The sequence below is a fragment of the Pseudoneobacillus rhizolycopersici genome (assembly GCF_054786815.1).
Window position 1 is genome coordinate 76,866 of the sequence record NZ_JBTOOE010000010.1, and the last position, 19,362, is coordinate 96,227.

14 protein-coding genes are annotated in these 19,362 nt (G+C 41.7%); 10 read left to right on the forward strand and 4 right to left on the reverse strand.

Annotated features, from left to right (window positions below; genetic code table 11):
- Nucleotides 1-28 precede the first annotated feature (28 nt).
- The 3 genes from ACX9YW_RS12295 to ACX9YW_RS12305 all read right to left on the reverse strand — a co-directional run bounded on the left by ACX9YW_RS12295 (nt 29) and on the right by ACX9YW_RS12305 (nt 3,835).
- Nucleotides 29-1,024, reverse strand: coding sequence for an ABC transporter ATP-binding protein (locus ACX9YW_RS12295; protein ID WP_460346720.1), 996 nt, complete (start codon nt 1,022-1,024; stop codon nt 29-31).
- The gene (locus tag ACX9YW_RS12300; RefSeq protein WP_460346722.1) at nt 1,021-2,040 is read right to left on the reverse strand and encodes an ABC transporter ATP-binding protein; all 1,020 of its coding nucleotides are present in this window, start codon (nt 2,038-2,040) and stop codon (nt 1,021-1,023) included. Before ACX9YW_RS12300 ends, ACX9YW_RS12295 begins: the two co-directional genes overlap by 4 nt.
- Before the next feature lie 559 nt (nt 2,041-2,599).
- A complete protein-coding gene (locus ACX9YW_RS12305; protein ID WP_460346724.1) occupies nt 2,600-3,835 on the reverse strand; it encodes an MFS transporter in 1,236 nt (411 codons plus the stop codon).
- Nucleotides 3,836-4,236: 401 nt separating this feature from the next.
- Here ACX9YW_RS12305 and ACX9YW_RS12310 point away from each other — a divergent pair, with 401 nt between their 5' ends.
- Entirely contained in the window at nt 4,237-4,959 is a 723-nt protein-coding gene (locus ACX9YW_RS12310) for a metallophosphoesterase family protein (RefSeq protein ID WP_460346726.1), read from the forward strand.
- Nucleotides 4,960-5,120: 161 nt separating this feature from the next.
- On the opposite strand, the gene ACX9YW_RS12315 is transcribed toward ACX9YW_RS12310, so the two are convergent.
- Nucleotides 5,121-5,303 (reverse strand): hypothetical protein, encoded by a 183-nt coding sequence (locus ACX9YW_RS12315; protein WP_460346727.1) that lies wholly within the window; start codon nt 5,301-5,303, stop codon nt 5,121-5,123.
- A gap of 189 nt (nt 5,304-5,492) precedes the next feature.
- On the opposite strand from ACX9YW_RS12315, the gene ACX9YW_RS12320 reads away from it, so the two are divergent.
- The 9 genes from ACX9YW_RS12320 to ACX9YW_RS12360 all read left to right on the forward strand — a co-directional run bounded on the left by ACX9YW_RS12320 (nt 5,493) and on the right by ACX9YW_RS12360 (nt 19,195).
- The gene (locus ACX9YW_RS12320) at nt 5,493-6,578 is read left to right on the forward strand and encodes an endospore germination permease (protein WP_460346729.1); all 1,086 of its coding nucleotides are present in this window, start codon (nt 5,493-5,495) and stop codon (nt 6,576-6,578) included.
- A complete protein-coding gene (locus ACX9YW_RS12325; protein WP_460346731.1) occupies nt 6,575-8,005 on the forward strand; it encodes a spore germination protein in 1,431 nt (476 codons plus the stop codon). Before ACX9YW_RS12320 ends, ACX9YW_RS12325 begins: the two co-directional genes overlap by 4 nt.
- Before the next feature lies 1 nt (nt 8,006).
- Entirely contained in the window at nt 8,007-9,176 is a 1,170-nt protein-coding gene (locus tag ACX9YW_RS12330; RefSeq protein WP_460346734.1) for a Ger(x)C family spore germination protein, read from the forward strand.
- A 168-nt stretch (nt 9,177-9,344) separates the two neighbouring features.
- Nucleotides 9,345-9,668, forward strand: coding sequence for an ArsR/SmtB family transcription factor (locus tag ACX9YW_RS12335; protein WP_460346736.1), 324 nt, complete (start codon nt 9,345-9,347; stop codon nt 9,666-9,668).
- Nucleotides 9,669-9,671: 3 nt separating this feature from the next.
- Entirely contained in the window at nt 9,672-10,061 is a 390-nt protein-coding gene (locus ACX9YW_RS12340; protein WP_460346738.1) for an SRPBCC family protein, read from the forward strand.
- Between the two features lie 48 nt (nt 10,062-10,109).
- The gene (locus tag ACX9YW_RS12345) at nt 10,110-10,574 is read left to right on the forward strand and encodes a DUF8821 family protein (protein ID WP_460346740.1); all 465 of its coding nucleotides are present in this window, start codon (nt 10,110-10,112) and stop codon (nt 10,572-10,574) included.
- Nucleotides 10,575-11,339: 765 nt separating this feature from the next.
- Nucleotides 11,340-13,409 carry a serine hydrolase domain-containing protein gene (locus tag ACX9YW_RS12350; RefSeq protein WP_460346742.1) on the forward strand — a complete coding sequence of 690 codons (2,070 nt, stop codon included), beginning with the start codon at nt 11,340-11,342 and terminating at the stop codon, nt 13,407-13,409.
- Between the two features lie 214 nt (nt 13,410-13,623).
- Nucleotides 13,624-15,786 carry a glycoside hydrolase family 3 N-terminal domain-containing protein gene (locus ACX9YW_RS12355; protein ID WP_460346744.1) on the forward strand — a complete coding sequence of 721 codons (2,163 nt, stop codon included), beginning with the start codon at nt 13,624-13,626 and terminating at the stop codon, nt 15,784-15,786.
- Between the two features lie 67 nt (nt 15,787-15,853).
- On the forward strand, nt 15,854-19,195 hold the full coding sequence (locus tag ACX9YW_RS12360; protein WP_460346746.1) for a GH36-type glycosyl hydrolase domain-containing protein: 3,342 nt from the start codon (nt 15,854-15,856) through the stop codon (nt 19,193-19,195).
- Nucleotides 19,196-19,362: the final 167 nt, after the last annotated feature.

Sequence of the window (19,362 nt, forward strand, 5' to 3'; positions counted from 1 at the left end):
CTTCCTCCTTAATTATCATTAGGTTTTTCTAAAATAGATGACAAGCCGCAAAATGCCCTGGCTTCACCTCCTTTAAAACCGGCTTCGATTGCGAACACTCCGCCTTCGCCTGTAGGCAGCGGGGATGAAATGGACAACCTGTAGGCGGGTTAAGAGGGCTCGGCACATCCCCACTAAGGACAATCCGCGTCGATTTTTTGCGCGGATCCGGGTTTGGAATAGCCGATATTAAGGAATTGGTATAAGGATGCAAGGGCTCGGCATATAGACGATGACAATCGGCGATTTCCACAATGTTTCCCAGATACATCACCCCAATACGGTCACTCATATGCTTCACGACACTGAGGTCGTGGGCGATAAATAAAAAGGTTAACTCGAATTCTTTTTGCAGCTGCTTTAATAGATTTAGAACTTGAGACTGGACAGACACATCGAGGGCAGATACCGGTTCATCAGCAATAACCAATTTAGGCCTTAGTGCTAGAGCTCTGGCAATTCCAATCCTCTGTCTCTGACCGCCTGAGAATTCGTGGGGATACTTATCATAGGCGTCTTCAGGTAGTCCTACCTTCTGAAGTAATTCCAACACTTCCCGCTTCAATTCGTCTTTACGGATTCTTTTAAAATTGCGAATTGGCTCAGAAATAATGTCCCCGACCATTTGAATCGGATTTAAACTGGCATAAGGGTCCTGAAAGACCATTTGAATATCTTTTCGGATCTCCCGGAGGCTTTTTCCATTTACTTTGGTAAAATCCTTTCCGTTAAAGATCACTTCGCCTTCGGTTGATTTCAATAGGCGAATAATGGTTCTTCCTGTGGTCGATTTCCCACAACCTGACTCCCCAACAAGACCAAGAGTTTCTCCTTTTTGAATAGAAAAGGATACATCATCCACCGCTTTTACATGCCCAAGCGTTCTGCGAAAAAATCCACCTTTTACAGGATAATAGGTTTTAAGATTCCGAATTTCTAATAAGGGCTCATTTGTACCAGTTGCTGTGACCATTGCCTTATTCATACCCATTTCCCCTCCTTTGGCAAATTGCTAGTTTCATATAAGAAGCAGGCTACTTCATGATTCCAATCATTTTCAGCTAATACCGGTGTTCTTTCTGTACATTCCGGCATGGCTTGTGGACAACGGGCAGCAAACCGACATCCTTGGGCTGGCATATTTTTAAGAGAAGGTACAATCCCTTTAATCGTGCTCAATTCCTCCGCGTCTTCATCCATTTTCGGAATCGCTCCCATTAACAGCTTCGTGTAAGGATGCTTCGGATGATGAAAAAGCTGATCAACATTGGTTCTTTCCACGATTCTACCTGCATACATGACAATGACCTCGTCGCACATCTCCGCCACTACCCCCAGGTCATGGGTAATGAGGATGACTGACATGTGATTGACTTCCTGAATTTCTTTTAATAATTCAAGTATTTGCGCCTGAACAGTCACATCTAATGCCGTAGTCGGTTCATCGGCAATTAGTAACTTAGGCTGACAAGCAATAGCGATCGCAATCATAACCCTTTGCCTCATTCCACCTGACAATTGATGGGGATACTCATCCACGATTTTCTCTGGCCTCGAGATCCCGACTTGTTTTAAAAGAGCGATAGATTTTTGACGGGCCACCTGTTTCGACATGGTTTGATGATTTAATAAAACCTCCTGCAATTGGAATCCAATGGTAAATACCGGGTTTAAAGAGGTCATCGGCTCTTGGAAAATCATCGAGACATCCTTTCCGCGAATCGTATTCATCTCTTTCTCCGTTAACCTTTCTAAACGCTTTCCTTCAAAGAGGATTTCCCCTGAGCGAATTTTCCCTACTCCCTTCGGCAACAGGCTCATAATAGAGAGCGACAGGACCGACTTGCCACAACCTGATTCGCCGACAATCCCGACAATCTGCTGACGGTTTACTGTGAAAGTCACATTGTCGACGGCATTGTAATCCTTCCCTTCAATCTCAAAGACTGTTTCTAAATTTTTCACTTTCAGCAAAGGCGTTTCATTTAACCTTCTATGCATATTCGAACACCTCTTTACGGTTTAGTATTTTGTAAACTTCGGGTACTCTCGGAAAACGAGAGTGGAGAGTGACGAGTAACATTGAGGGTGACTGGTCAGTTTATAAAAGTTTATAATAATAAGCACAATTTAAATGTGAGTATGATCAGTAAATATAATAGGTATTTTCCCTACCTTCGATTAAAACCGACTGTACAGTTTATTTAATCATAATAGAAACCGTTTTTCAAGAATTAATTCAATAATATGGAAGTAAAATACCCCCTTTCGAAATTTGATTTCTGGGACAAGAGGTCTGTAAACCGTCCCCTTTCCACGCAACCTCCTCTATTTTAAAAGTTGGGCATATATCATGAAAGTTGGAAATAAAAACTCTCTCTAAACCTGCGTTAGTGAGTAAATTCATCAAAAATCAATGCCACATATTTATGAAAACCACCAAAAAAACCAAATTTTCTTTCCAATCTTCGTCACACAAGTTCATTTTGGTCACCAATCGGTCAGTTCAGGTCATTATTGGGAGCCTTCTATTAGCACTTCTTCCCCGCCACCGCTACTTTTACTCCGCATTTCTCAAAACGGGAAATTTCCAATAGGCTAGTACCGTAACGAGGATTAAAAACATTCCGCTATATAAGAGAATATTTTGAATTGAAACATTGATTGATAGCAGGATAGATGTTAAGGCATAGGAAAATGGAATTAACCCCGTCGTAGCCGTGAAATTGATACCTTGCACACGCCCTAATTTATCCAGGTCGGTATTTTCTTGTATGAGTGACCTGAGTGGGATCCCGGCTGCGATTAAGATACCAAGCCACGCGGCAAAAAAGATACATTGCCATAATTCCGTGATTTGACTATATAACGCTAAGACCACACCCATGATAAGAAGTCGATTGAGAAATACTCTTCCCCTTTTTTTGGTCGGATTCCACCAGGCGACTAATAAGCCCCCTATCACAATCCCGATGGGGAGAGCACTTTGAACATAACTTAAATCCTTAGCATCGCCATGAAATAGATCATTGACAAAAATCGGACCAGCAAGCGAGACAGGTCCGGCAAACAATAAGTTCACCACAACACCCAATAGCATCGTACTAAGAAGCAATGACGATTTTTTTACATAAATAAGCCCTTCCTTTAATTGCCCCCAGGTAGAGCCGCTCGATACCCTCGCTCGATGATGGTCATTAATGAAGAAGGCCAGCCCCCCACTCAGCATAAGTAAAATCGCTATAATCGCAAACGAGACACGATACGAACTAAAGGATAAGAGCCATCCCGCTACGACAGCACCACTTATCGTCGTAATTTGACTAGTTGTTTGAATATAAGAATTAGCCCTAGTCAAAACTTGTTTATCCACTAAAGCGGGAATGATTGATGAGCTTGCTGGCCAAAAGAAAGCATCTAATACACCAAACAGCAAGGCTATTCCAATCAATGACCAGATGTTTAATAAATCCAAGCCAATCAGCAAAATCATAAATAAGAGTAGAACGCCTCTTAAACTATTTGATAGCAACATAATGGTGGAGGATTTCACTCGATCTGCCACTACTCCCCCGAGCATCATTAATAAAACCCGCGGGAGTGTAGTCGCCATCAGCACGAAACCCAACATCGATTTCTTTTCTAAAACATCTACCACATACCAAGTTTCCAACAACATATACATCGATAAAGCAAGGCCAGTAAAGGAACTGGCAAACCATAAAAGAACAAATTCCTTATTTCGATATAAAACCTTTTTATGAGTTACCTCATATTCAATAGCCGCATTCTCCATGACGAGCCCTCCAAGTTAGATGAAATATTATCCTGCAGTTTTCACTCCCTTATCCCTTTCCCTATTAGTTAGCCTTGGAAGGGTGCTAATTTAGTAGATTCCTAAAATTAAAGCCGTAATGCCAATTATCAAACCAAACTGCGAGCTAAACTGCGCCAAAAATAAATACCGATAGATGCGATTATGAAAAAGTCTCTTATATTCCTTATATCTCATTTTCTTAATTTTTTCTACTTTAAAATGACCGGTTAGTTTTATTATAGTTTACTATATTATTAATGTTATTGCACATTCAATTATGACCCAAATTTTAACTTTTTATCTAAAATAACTGGTCAGTTTTAAACTATCGGTGGTAAGATTAGTAAAAGATTCTTCAATTGTCGATAAGGAGAGATCAGATGATTACGGGAACAAAAATAGGCATTATATCAGATATTCACGGAAACGCATCATCACTTCAAGCAGTCTTACAGGAATTACAGGCTAACGATATAAGTCATATCTATTGTTTAGGGGATACAATTGGAATTGGGCACGAAACCAATGAGGTACTTGAGCAGTTGACAGCATTAAAAAATATTTCCTTTGTAAAGGGAAATCACGATTTAGAGGTGATCAATGTACTAAATGGATTGGAAAATTCAAATGACGTGTTAAGAGATCATCATGAGTGGATCGCGAACCAAGTCGATCCAACATTCAGATCCTGGCTTGTCAATCTCCCTCTTACCATAACCGAAGAATTGGAAGGCAGAAAGTTTCATTTCGCCCACTATCACCTAGACCAAAATCAAACCATTATGGATAGTGATACAGAACCTAGTCTGAAAAAATTAGAAAGCCACTACAGTGACTCCCTTAGTTCCGTCATTTGTTTTGGCCATCACCATGCGGTTCACTTTTTTCAATCTGACCAAAGAATATATATCAATCCAGGTCCAGTTGGAATTGATAACTTTGGCCCCTTAGCCAAATACGCCATTATTGAAATAGACGAAACCATCAATGTGTCCTTTAAGCAGACAAAATATGACGTAATAGCTCTACAACAATTTATCGCTGGTTTTAAAACGAAACAAGTCCCTTGGGGAGAAAGATTGGCTGGAATATATAAATATTGATGAACTTATGGAAAGTTTAAAGAAGGAAGCCCAAAATATCCATGTTAAGGACAGTTTGGGCTCTTGTTCGAACCGCGATTTGTCCAATAAAATCGTCTATTAGACAGTTTGAGCTCTTGCGAACCGCTTTTTGAAACACCAGAACCGTCCCCGTGTTTTACTCAGCGCCTATATTGACGTGGTGCGATTCTTAATCTTTTTAACAGATGTTGGTATTCTCGATAAATGGTATCGATATTTTTCTGTAACCAAATGACAGGTAAATAAATAGGAATGAGAATAAGTGCCATAATCCACGGAAGAAACATTAATATAAGGAGAGCTTTGATTTCATCACCACTCATATTCCCACCACTTTCCATCTACATATTTTGTATATTTTACCATCAGTCATAAACCGTTACAAGACTGAATAGTCGCTTTTTCGAAAAGAGAAAGACAATAAATAAACCCTCTCTCCCCCTTTTGCTATGCATAATTTGGAAACACAAACAAAACCTAACAACATTGGGATTTTGTTAGGTGGTGTTACGATGCTTTTTTCTCGGACTCAAATATTTTTTGTACTCATCCTTTTTATTGGCATTTCCAACCATGTCCTTATCATGCCTCATTTGCTTACAGCAGGAAAACGGGATGCGTGGATTTGTGTCTTCGTTTCCTATGCCTTCTTACTGTTCTGGGGATTAATTCTTTATTCCATTATGAAAAAAAATCACCAGCAGCTCCATTTTTATGACTGGATAAAGGCACGTGCCGGGACCGCGATTTCACGCATAATGGTTAGCATCCTAGTGGCTTATGTTTTTACGATTAGCGCGATTTCATTTTACGATTTAATCCAATCGATTAATATTTATTTTCTGCCGCGAACCCCTTCCTTTGTGGTGATGCTGCCCTTCCTCGTCATTAGCGCATGGTCCGCCTATAGGGGATTGAAATCGATAGTCTATGTTTCAGCGGTTTTATTGCCGATTGTATGGATGCTGGGGATTTTTGTGGCTTGGTTTACGATGGAAGAAAAAGATTATTCCTATCTTTTCCCTATTCTAGTCGATGGCTATTCCCCCGTTTTAAAAGGGAGCACCATCATTCTAGGAGGAAGCGCGGATTTGCTTGTGGTTTTGCTGCTTCAACACCATTTAAAAAAATCGTTTACTTTGTTCAATCTGTTCCTTCTTATCACTATTTTAGCGGGACTGATTCTGGGCCCGACCATGGGTTCCTTATCTTCATTTGGACCATCCGTTGCAGCGAATATGCGGTTCCCAGCCTTTGAACAATGGCGACTGATTACCTTGGGTGAGTATATCTCGCATGTTGACTTTTTGGCGGTATTTCAATTATTGAGCGGCGAAATTATCCGAATTTCTTTAGGCTTATACTTACTCGCTGATCTAGTTAAAGCCCATTTAACGGATTCTAAAAAAAAGCGCGTAACAGTCGTTTCATCACTGCTACTAGGATTATTAACGTTAATTCCGTTAAGCGATATATGGGTACAATCTATCGTTGGAAAATACTTTTATCCAGTTGCTCTTCTAATGGCGGTGATCATCTCGTTGGCATTATGGATCATTAGCCATTTGCCCATGAAGAAAGGAATTCACAATATATGAACATGAAAAATTTAGACAATTTATTAGCAAACAGAACGTTAACCTGCCATGAGGTGAAACATTTTTTCCGTCCATATGCTGATTTGGAATTCATTCCAAATGAAAAAGACGATAGGCTGCAAGCATTTTATTGCAAAGGAATGCTTGATTCAACCCAGTTAAATGAGTATTTTAACCGAATTATTTTTAGTATCAGCCATGAAGAATCCACACAGCTTTCGGAAGGGATCCCGCCTGTCCAGCATATCAAAAAAATGAATGACATGATGAACCGTGTGTTTTCGGGTTCACTGATTGTGTTTCAGGAAGGGACTCCGTTTTTTCATGTATATGATATTAGCAAGGTACCTCAACGAAATCCACAAGAATCGAATACAGAGGTTTCCATTAAAGGACCGAAGGATAGTTTTACCGAGGAGATCTATGTAAACATCTCTTTAATCCGCAAACGTGTGAAATCTAAGCAGTTGTATTGCGAATCCTTCACCTTAGGTTCGATTAGTAAAACAGAAGTTTCCTTGCTTTATTTAAATGATAAAGCCAATCCAAACATGATCGAGGAAATCCGCAAGCGACTGAAGGATTTTCAAAGTGAAAGTGTGGTGAGCAGTGGTCAATTGGAGCAATGGCTATCCGACCGCTCATTTTCGTTGTTTCCATTATTCGATTATGTCACACGTCCCGATTTTGTCATTGAAAGCATGTTGCGTGGAAGATTTATTGTATTGGTTAATGGGTCGCCCTCCGTATTAATTGGGCCCGTCAATATTTTTGAGCTGATTAAATCGCCTGAGGATGTTCATTTCCCCTACTATCTAGTGGTGTTTGGACGGTCCATCCGGATTGTCGGCTTAATGTTCGCCGTTTTCCTGCCGGGATTTTGGGTTTCGCTCTCTGCTGTCAATATTGACCAACTGCCATTTGCCCTATTGGCCACTGTCGTGGTCTCGCGTGAAGGGCTACCATTACCAATTGGACTGGAAGCGATTTTTATACTCGGATTATTTGAATTGTTAAGGGAAGCCGGGGTTCGGATGCCGTCCGTTCTCGGTCAAACCGTTTCGATTGTCGGCGGTATTATTATCGGCGATGCGGCCATTCGAGCAGGTCTTGCTTCCCCAACGATGATTGTGATTATTGCGTTATCAGCTGTCGCAACCTATACACTAGTGAACCAATCACTAGTTGGGACCGTAAGTATCCTCCGTTTTTATGTCCTATTAATCTCGATGATCTTAGGCGTGTATGGGGTTTTTATCGGATTCCTAAGTATTCTTATTTACCTTTCGAATCTAGAATCGTTTAAAATTGCCTATCTCGAACCGATTGCATCACTAAAATTCAAAGAATATTTAAAAGCTTTCTTTGTGAACCCATTTGATCGAAAAAAATTCGGCATTTCATTCATCCAGAAGCGGAGAAAATAATATGAAACGAAAATCAAAGCTGGCTTTTTCTACGATTCTTATTCTTTTCCTCCTCTTCGTTACCGCTTGTACCACCGACATCAGTGAAGTCGAAAATCAAAACTTTGCCGTTGCCATCGGGGTTGACTATCAAGACGACGAATATCATGTCTATATCCAAATGGTCGGATTGAGCTCTGTTGCCAAAAGAGAAGGCGGCGAAAAAGCGCCAGCTGAGGTCTATGTTTCCAAAACGAGCGGAAAAACCTTTATTGATGGATTTTTCAAAGCCTATCATACCGCACAAGAACGGTTTCTGTGGGCAAATGTAACAGCCATTGTATTAAGTGAAAATGTCCTTAAAAAGGGGTTAAGTGGTGTTTTCGATGGATTAACCCGTTATTCTGAATTCCGGCCAACTCCATGGATTTTCGGAACCAAAAAATCAATGGACGAGATTCTTTCCACGAATGGATTTTTTAATCAAAGCTCATTGAATACCCTATTGCATAAACCGGAAAGTTCATATGAGCAAAGCTCGACGATCCACCCAATAAAATTAAATCAATTTATGCGAGAATTTTTTGAACCAAGTCTCACCACTTATATTCCTTCGCTCTCAGTCAATGACACACAGTGGAAGAAAAATAATAAGCACGAGTCGAAACTTGCCATCGATGGGGCATTTTTTCAAAAAGACCTGAAGTACAAAGGATTTTTTCCATATGAAAAACTGAAAGGTATACGTTGGATCACGCCAGAAACGGTACGAGCTGCCATCCTATTACCAAATGAACATAACTCTGAATTTCTAGCGGTGCTTGAAGACCAAATGGTCAAAATCGAGCCCGAAAAACAAGACGGGAACTTTCGCTTCACCATCCTCTACTTCGCCGACGGGAATGTTAGTAATCGGATGAGAAATAATACGATTAATGTGAATGCGATGGAGGAGTTTGTGAAAAAAGGCATCTTTTCGGAGGTCAGACAATTATATCAACTCGGCTTAGAACATGATGTCGATTTTTTAAACCTAGAACATCAGCTTTACCGAAAACATCATTCTGACTGGAAAAAGTTAAAAAATCAAGACACTTTGCTCCGTGCCGATAGCATTAAGGGATTCCAAGCTCATATCACATTGGAGCATTCGGGATCATTTAATAATCGGAAAATCACGATTAAGGAATAACGGTCAGTGCGAGGATGAGTTACCAAACTTAGACTATTATCCTCCCCCATATTTCAATGTGGAAAATAATACATTTTCAATTCATCAAAAACAAAGTTGACTGGACACCAATTAGTGTCATATAATTAGGACACTAATTGGTGTCCAATTGGCAAGGAGGGGGGATTTTTGAACGAGAAAAACCAAGAGCGTGATGTTTATGGAGCAATTGCTGACCCAACAAGACGTAAACTGCTCGGTTTGCTGGCAGAGGCAGACGAGCTACCGCTTCATGAATTAACCCCTCATTTTCAAATGGGGCGTACGGCTGTTTCGAAACATCTTGCTGTCCTAAAGGACGCTGGTTTAGTCGCTGACCGCAAAGTTGGTAGAGAAACAAGGTATCGACTAAACGCCTACCCCCTTCAGGAGATAAAGGATTGGGTATCTTTTTACGAAAAGTTTTGGTTAGGAAATGTAGCACGATTACGGAGTTTATTAGAGGAGGAATAACGCATGGCAGACGTAACATTAGATTTTCAGTTTAAAAGTTCAATCGAAAAGGTATGGAACGCATTAACAGATTCCGATACCCTAGCAAAATGGATCATGGTCAATGACTTTCAACCAATCGTCGGATATAAAAGTCAATTCAAAAATGAACAGTGGAATTTAATTGTCGATTGTGAAGTTTTAGTAGTGGATAAGCCTAATAAGCTATCTTACACATGGGTAGGTGGCCCCATCAACACAATCGTTACTTGGACATTGAAGGAAGAGAATGGAACAACTCACCTACATCTTGAACAAACTGGCTTCGAAAAAGAAGATCAAGCATTCAATGGCGCGAAATATGGTTGGGCGAAAATGGTTGATGATCTGAATAAAGTGTTAGCGGAAGTGTAAGAACCAACTGTTATTAGGCAGATCCAAGTTGAAAAAGGAGGAGCAAAAATGGCCTATGTCGTTGATTTTAAAAATGTGTCTACGGTTGGATTAGAGTCTTCCCCTGTTGCAGAAGCGCTTGCTGGTTTACGTGCGAATGAAGCCCGTTATTTGATGAACAAATACAAGCATGAATTTACCGTTGTTCCCGCTAGCGAAAGCCAGGAAATCCTTGATTATGTCAACCGAATTTTGAAAGAAGAACGTGATATTGAGTTTGCTGCCAAACCTTTAGAAACGTCGCAACTCCATGTCGAAAACATCAAATGGACCTATGTGTTTTATGAAGATGGTCTTTCGGTCAATGTGTTGTACACAATTGATGACCCGAAGAAACGTGCCGTTGGCTTTAAGCTTTCTGAGGGGATGGAGATACCAAAGGAACTAGAAGGAAAGTTTAAATTTGCAAGGCAGAAATCGAAACTGGCGGGAACCATTCGGGGATCGTATTTTGTGATTAAAAAGGAATGGTGAAGCATGGGGACGGTCTCATGCTTCTTTTTTTTGAGCATTTTTTTAGAAAGTTTGACTGCACATGGAATGTTGGGGATTTTTTATAGGGTAACTTGAACTTGGGCATAAAGTTGAAAACTTGGGCATATGTCTGAAAACTTGGGCATATATTCGAAAAGTTGGAAATAAGTCTTCAAAAGTTGGGCATATATTCGAAAAGTTGGAAATAAGTCTTTAAAAGTTGGGCATATATTTTTTTAGTTGGGCATAAACCGTGAAAGTTGGGCATAAATGAAAAAACTTGAGCATAAAACCATCCTAAAATCCACTCAAACCGCACAAAATTTCCTAAACCCAGCATTTTTTAGCTAAATCACTTCAAAAAACATCAATTTTCCTTCATTTTAGCGCGGAAATGCCATCTTTTTAGCAATGGAATTCACCGTGGGAGCTATTCCTTCAACATAACGGAGCAACGTTTTCTTCTTGTCGTGCCCGAGAAATCCTATTGCTTATAACGAGGGCAGCCATAACCTCTAATCGAAACAATATGGTTCCAAAAGGGTTCAACTGGAATCTCTTGGTTGCCAAAAACGCCGAAAGAAATACGAGAACCGTCCACGTGTTTACCCCAAAAGAGGCACGAAAACATCCCCCACTTACAAATTTCCGCAATTTTTACCAAAAAGTGACTAAATTGTATGGTGATGACAGATTTGATTTGATATTCTTATAGAGACTAGTAAACTAGTTATATTTTCCAATTAGTATGGGGGAGGGATAAGATTGTATTTATTGAAAGTGAGGAAGTTTTGGGTTTTATTGTCCGCTGTGCTTATGTTTTTCGGTATGTTGAGTCCTAATGCCTTTGCGACGACCAATACGGTAGCCCAGCAGAAAATACTGACATTAAACCCAAAGGAAGTTGAGGAATTAGTAGATTCAGTCTTCCTAAATGAGAATTTAGAAGCTTTAAATTTTAAAGGCGCTGTCGTTAGTATTGTCCAAGGAAATAAAGTGATCCTTGAAAAGGGCTACGGATACGGAGATGCGGAAAAACAGAAAAAGATGGACCCCAACCAAACCTTGGTCCGGATTGGTTCTATCAGCAAATCGACAACGGCCACTGCTGTGATGAAGTTGGCTAGTGAAGGTAAAATCAACCTTGAAGATGATATTCAAAAATACTTAAACGGCTATAAAATTCAAAATCCATTCACAGAACCTGTTCGTATTAAGCACCTATTAACTCATACATCCGGATTTGAAAATAGAGACGTCCGCGCACAGGATATTTCCTATGATTTAAATACGTATGTTAGTTTAGAAGATTACATCAAGGAAGTGTTCCCACCTGTTTTACGTAAACCTGGAGAAAGCTATCTCTATGATAATTTTGCTTATACGCTACTAGGATATATTATGGAGCAGGCAACAGGCATGTCCTATGAGGACTATATGGAAAAGGAAATCTATCAAAAATTAAAGATGAATTCAACCTATTCCATCCTAACCAATGAGCTTTTAGATCGCACGGTGATTGAATACGGTCCACAATCTCAACCGTTTCCTACTTACCGTTTTTCACCTACTTCTATGCCGGCTGGTGGCGTGTTAACAACCGCTCATGATATGACCAATTTTATGATGATGCACCTAAACGATGGCCAATTTGCCGATAAGGCATTTTTATCAAAGGAAAATGCTGATCTCATGCATCACTTCCAAACGGCCATTAATGAAAAAATGCCCGACACCACGTATGGATTCGAATTTCCAGGTGGCTTTCAATTTTGGACTCCAAGTGTAACGGATGAGATGGTTTATTACAAAGGTGGCCAAACATTAGGATCACGTTCAGGACTGTGGATGATTCCTAGCAATAAAATCGGGATCTTCTTAAGCTATAATAGTTCAGTCGGAGAGTTGCTGGATGATAAGCTTTATACGTTGTTTATGAAGAAGTATTTTCCTGCACCAGCTACGGAGCCTACCTTCCTTCAAACTCCCAAAACGGAATTAGCTCGTTTTGAGGGAATGTATCAGGACTTACGTATGGTGGGTCTAACAGAAAAACCTGGCGTATATCATCTTGCCGCGACGACCCATATTGCGGTAGTAGGCGATGGCCAACTTCTGTTAACTAGCTCCGATGCCATGATGGGAACCCATCTTATGAAACAAATCGGGCCACTTTTATTTATGGATGAAAGAGGTCAATATTTAGCTTTTAAAGTAGATGAAAAAGGCAATCCAAAATACTTAAGATATTTACACGCCTACCCAGGCTATGCAGAAAAAATCGACTTTAAACCGTTTTCTGACATTAGTCATACCGACCCGTATGCTTCACATATTTTTGCATTGAAAATGTATGGAAAAATAAACGGCTATGGGGATAATACCTTTAAGCCAACGCAAACGGTAACCCGCGGACAATTTGTCGAAATGATTGTCAAAGGATTTAGATTACCAGTTAGCGAGAATATGAATTTGCCATTTACCGATGTTAGTAGCAAATCAGATCGCGCCAAATATATTCAAACTCTTTTTGATATGAAGGTCATTACTGGGGTTTCAGAAACGAAATTTGCCCCATCCAGCACAATGACCCGTCAGGAGGCCGCTGTCATTTTCCACCGTTTAATGGGAAGTCCAAGCATTCCAATTCCTATTGGTGGCGAAGTGGATGAATTTGCGAGCGATGCCGTCAAAACCATGATTGCTTACGGAATCTTCGGTCCGGAAATAACCGTCGGCGCCGATGGCACGATCGACTATCAAGCTAAAAAAGAACTAACACGTCAAGAAGCAGCCCTAATGATCCATAAATTGAGCTTTTTGTTATCTCGGTAAGAGAGCAGTGAAGCATGGGATGATTCCCATGCTTCTTTTTGTTTATTAAAAAATGCTCGTGATGCACGATTACTATCCCCACGCTTTCTCTCAATTGAAACGTTTCAACTTGTTGATTGACTCTGTTTATGAAAGCGTTTATAATCCAATTGTATCAACTATTGAAACGTTTCAATAAAACGATAAATTTGTTAAAATTCCAGGAGGTTCCACGATGGATGAAAAACGCTTACATGATTTACTTCAGCAAATGACAATCGATGAAAAAATTGCCCAGTTCCTTCAATTGGCCACTCCTTTCTTTAAAGGTGCTGCTAATCAAGGAGAAATTACTGGGCCAATGGCTGAAATGGGGATTACGGAGGAAGTTTTACACAATTGTGGATCTGTCCTGGGTGCATCTGGTGCTAAAGAAGTAATTAATATGCAGAAAGTGCATTTAGAGGATAATCGACTCGGAATTCCGTTATTAATGATGGCCGACATCATTCACGGCTTTAAGACCATTTTCCCGATTCCGCTAGCGATCGGCTGCTCATGGGACCTGGAATTAGCCGAAAAGAGTGCCAAAATCGCGGCAAAAGAAGCGGCCGTTTCAGGCGTACATGTTACGTTCGCTCCAATGGTCGATTTAGTTCGTGACCCGCGCTGGGGCCGAGTGATGGAGTCCACTGGTGAGGATCCATTTTTAAATAGTGAATTTGCCCGCGCCTTTGTTAGGGGCTTTCAAGGAACAGATTTAACGAATGACCTTAATCGGGTGGCGGCCTGCGTCAAACATTTTGCCGCATACGGCGCCCCTGAAGGTGGACGTGATTATAACACCGTCAATATGTCCGAAAGACAATTGCGCGAATCCTATCTCCCCGCCTATAAAGCGGCCTTAGAGGAAGGCTGTGAAATGGTGATGACCGCTTTTAATACCGTAGATGGTATTCCGGCCACCGGGAACCGGAAATTAATGCGCAACCTCCTTCGCGATGAGTGGGGCTTCGATGGCGTAATTATATCCGACTGGGGCGCTGTGAAGGAATTAATTCCACACGGAGTTGCCGAAGATGGCGCTGAAGCAGCCGCTAAAGCGATTGCCGCTGGGGTGGATATTGAAATGATGACAACCTGCTATGTCGATCATCTTAAGGACCTTGTTGAAAATGGTTCCGTCAATGAAGCCTTAATCGATGAGGCCGTGCTCCGCATTTTAACATTAAAACAAAAACTCGGGCTATTCGAAAATCCATATCGCGGTGCCGATAGTAAGCGCGAGCAGGAAGTGATTCTCTCAGCGGAGCATCGCCAAGTTGCCCGTGAACTTGCAATCAAATCCTGCGTTCTATTAAAAAATGAGTTAATCCTTCCATTGGCAAAAGACAAGAAGATTGCGCTAATTGGACCATTCGCACAAAACGGAGATATTCTTGGCCCATGGTCTTGGCACGGTTCGAAAGAGGAAGCCATTAAAATGGACGAAGGGCTCAAACGGAAAATTGCCCCTTCCCTCGTGTCCGTTGCCAAAGGCTGTGACATTGAAACCGGTACAGAAGAAGAGCTGAACAACGCTCTAACAATCGCCAAGGATGCAGATGTCATCATCTTGGCATTAGGAGAACGGTCGGAAATGACCGGAGAAGGCGGTAGCCGCGCAAACATCCGCCTACCACAAGTTCAGCTTGACTTAATTGCGGAAATGAAAAAACTTCAAAAACCAATCGTGGCCGTATTATTTAATGGTCGCCCGCTAGACCTGCATGGAGTCATCGACCAAGTGGATGGCCTGTTAGAAGCTTGGTACCCGGGGACTGAAGGCGGGGCAGCCATCGCCGATCTATTATTTGGCGACGCCAACCCTTCCGGAAAACTGGCGATATCCTTCCCGTATTCCGTTGGTCAAGTACCGGTTTATTACAACCACTATAGTACCGGGCGTCCTAAGGTCTCAGACGATTATGAACGATATGTAACCCATTATTTAGATATCCCGAATGATCCGCTTCTGCCGTTCGGTTTCGGTTTAAGCTATTCCGCTTTTACCTATACAAACGCGCTCCTTTCAGCGGATGTCATGAACGCAAAAGACACACTGACGATTTCAATAACGGTCACGAATACAAGTTGTCGAGCTGGAGAAGAAATTGTTCAGCTCTATATCCAAGACCTTGTCGGTGAAATTGTCCGACCAGTGAAAGAGCTAAAGGCCTTTCAAAGGATTATTCTAGAACCCAACGAAACAAAAACGGTCAGCTTTACAATTACTGAGGAACAGCTTCGTTACTATCATGAGGACCTTCAGTTTAAAAGTGACCCAGGAGCCTTTAATGCCTATATTGGACCAAACAGCCAGGATGTGACGGCACTTCGCTTTAGGCTCATAAACTAGCCGGCGGCCATCTTGTTAAAAAAAAAGTATCACCCACGATAAAAAATGCAATCACGAGGTGAAAGAAATGTTAACAGCAGAGCAATCAACGATGAAAATCCAAACTGGAGACTTGCAATTTACGTTTTTAAATAGTGGCGACCTCTCCTCTGTCACCTATAAACACCTAATGATCAATCAAATCATCGCCAATCCGATTGATGGATCATTAAACAATCTTTACCTAAGAATTCATCAACCAAATGAAATCAAGGTTTACCCTTTACTCGGAGTGAACGCAAACAGTACCATCCACCACTCCGATTCAGCGATTATGTGGGAAGGCACGGTGGAGCAAGTAAGCTACAAGGTGATTTTCCGCCTTTCTCAGGATGGAGTTTGGTTCTGGGAGGTAAACCTGGACGGCCAACATGTCGAAGTCGATGTCATCTATGGACAAGACTTAGGACTTGCCGATATCGGGGCGGTTCGCTCTAATGAATCGTACATGGCCCAATACGTGGATCACAAGATCTTTCAAGATCAATCGCGCGGCTATATCGTTTGTTCGCGGCAAAACCAACCGCAATCAGTTGGCTTCCCTTACTTGCAACAGGGTTCATTATCGAAGACAGTCGCCTATTCAACCGATGGCTTTCAATTTTTCGGACTATCCTATAAAGAAACAAACAAACCGGAAATCCTGACAAAAGAAACCCTTGCCAATGAAAATTATCAATATGAATTTGCCTATACCGCCCTGCAAACAGAGCGAGTTCCGTTAGCCGGCCAAAGCCAATTTGTCTTCTACGGCCTTTTTAAAGAAACTCACCCGGAGGCAGTCACAACATTAGCGTTTACCGATGAAATCGAAAGAGCTTGGGCCCAAGTGAAGACAGCAGTCGACCCTACCCTTCCGATTAAAAAGGTAAGCATGAAGCCAATCTTTGGTGAACCTGTTAAGACATTATCGCTGGAAAAGGCTGAAATTAACGAAATGTTTCCAAATCGTCTCCAAGAGGAATGGGATGGCGAAACACTGCTTTCCTTCTTTACCGAGACTTACGAGCATGTTGTTTTAAAAGAAAAAGAATGGAAGGTAGAGCGCCCACACGGTCATATTATCATGAGCGGCCAAGACGGAACGCTAAAAGCGAATACCATTACAACCACTTCGTATATGTACGGGTTATTTAATGCGCAATTAGTGGTCGGAAATACGTCCATGAATAAAATGTTGACCAATGCCCGCAATGCGTTAAATGTGTTAAAAACATCCGGGCAACGAATCTATGTGGAAATCGATGGTGCTTATCGCCTATTGACGATGCCATCGATGTTTGAAATGGGCTTTAACTATGCTCGCTGGTATTATAAAACAGCGAACGATACGCTCGTTGTGACCAATTTTACAACCGTTGACACGCCTGAAGTCCATCTGCAAGTCCGATCGTTAACCAGCCAATCGTATCGTTTCCTTGTAACGAACCAGGTATCGATGAACAATAATGAATACGCTGTTCCTTATCAGATGGAAATAGACGATGAAGTCATCACTTTCCGTGCCGACGCAAACGCTGACAATGCCCATGCATATCCTCATCTTTCCTATCGCATGCAGGTGTTTGGAGCTGACTATTCACTTGAAAATGAGCAGTGCTTGGCGGAAAATATTCTCCCGCATTCGGCTTCATTAGTAGTTCTTGAATTAAGGGAAACAGCGGCATGGGAGATTATTCTTCAAGGACTTCTGCATGGTGAACCAATTCCATTTGCCCGACGCGAGGCAAACAATGAGATTGACGCCTATCGTGAACTGTATCGAAACGTGATGAACGGCTTTAAACTGTCGAAAAAAGAACAAACGCCGAGCAATCTGGAAAAGGTCAATGCCCTTTCCTGGTGGTACACCCATAATATGCTTGTCCACTACGCCGTGCCGCACGGTCTTGAGCAGTACGGTGGCGCCGCTTGGGGAACACGCGATGTCTGTCAAGGACCGACAGAGTATTTCCTCGCCACACAAAATTACCAGGCGGTCCGAGAAATTATTAAAACCGTTTTCTCCCATCAGCATGAAGAAACCGGTAACTGGCCACAGTGGTTCATGTTTGATAACTATGTCAACATCCAAGCCCATGAAAGCCATGGCGACATCATTGTCTGGCCGTTAAAAATGCTGAGCGACTATTTACTGGCAACCAATGATTTTTCGATTTTACAAGAAAAGGTTCCTTATATCACGACAGCCACCTATCAATTTACCACGCATTCCGAGACGATTCTCGATCATGCGAAAAAAGAGATTCAATATATTAAGGACCATTTCCTTCATGACACCCATCTATCGTCTTATGGTGATGGCGACTGGGACGATACCCTGCAACCAGCAAATGCCCAGCTCAAGCAATATATGGTCAGCAGCTGGACGGTAGCCTTAACGTATCAAGTGATGAAGCAATTGGCGAAGGTCACGGAAAAAATCGATCAAGTAGAAGCAAGCCATCTACATGCCCTAGCTTTAGGGATTGAAGGTGATTTTAATAAATATATTCTACAGGACGGCGTCATTCCTGGGTTTGTTTATCTGGAAAATCCAGCCGAACCGGAATTAATGGTCCATCCAACCGATACAAAGACAGGCATACACTACCGCCTTTTACCAATGACGAGAAGTATGATTAGTGAATTATTGTCACCGGAACAAGCGGAAACTCACTATCAAATCATCAAAAAAGAGCTTTTCTGTCCCGATGGTGTCCGCCTTATGAATCGTCCGGCCAATTATACAGGTGGGGTAAGCAAACATTTCATGCGGGCGGAGCAAGCCGCGAATTTCGGAAGAGAGATTGGTCTCCAGTACGTTCATGCCCATATTCGTTTTGTGGAAGCGATGGCCAAGTTAGGAAAAGCCGAGGAAGTTTGGAATGGCTTACAGGCGATTAATCCGATTGGCATTCAAGACGTCGTCCCGAATGCAGAAATTCGCCAAAGCAATACGTACTTCAGCAGTTCGGACGGAAAATTCAACACTCGTTACGAAGCCGAGGCGCGCTTTGATGAGTTACGAAAAGGAACCGTCCCTGTAAAAGGCGGCTGGCGCATCTATTCAAGCGGACCGGGGATCTATATGAATCAGCTAATCTCCAATTGCCTAGGCATTAGATTCAACGAGGGAGATCTCGTGATTGACCCTGTCTTACCAAAAGATTTCGACGGCTTACACTTTACCTATCAGGTCAATCATCAACCTGTAACATTTATCTACCATTTGAACGGTGGGAATGAAACAATCGTAAAAGTTAATGGCCAAACAATCTCTGTAGACGCTCTCGAAAACCGCTATCGTAAGAGTGGAATTCGCGTTAACAGCGGTGAACTGAATCAATTATTAAATGATAGCGAAAATGTGATTGAAGTGTTTATTTAACTATTTTCAGCTCGGCGGGTCTTTGCCCGCCGGGTTTTTTTAATGTGCTTTTTAGGGTGGCAAGGCTGGTGTCGGACATAAAAATCTTGTGTGAGGATTCACCCCCTGCAGCCTTTCTATAAAATAAGGTTTTCCATTCACTGTCAATTCAAGCTATAATGAAGAAA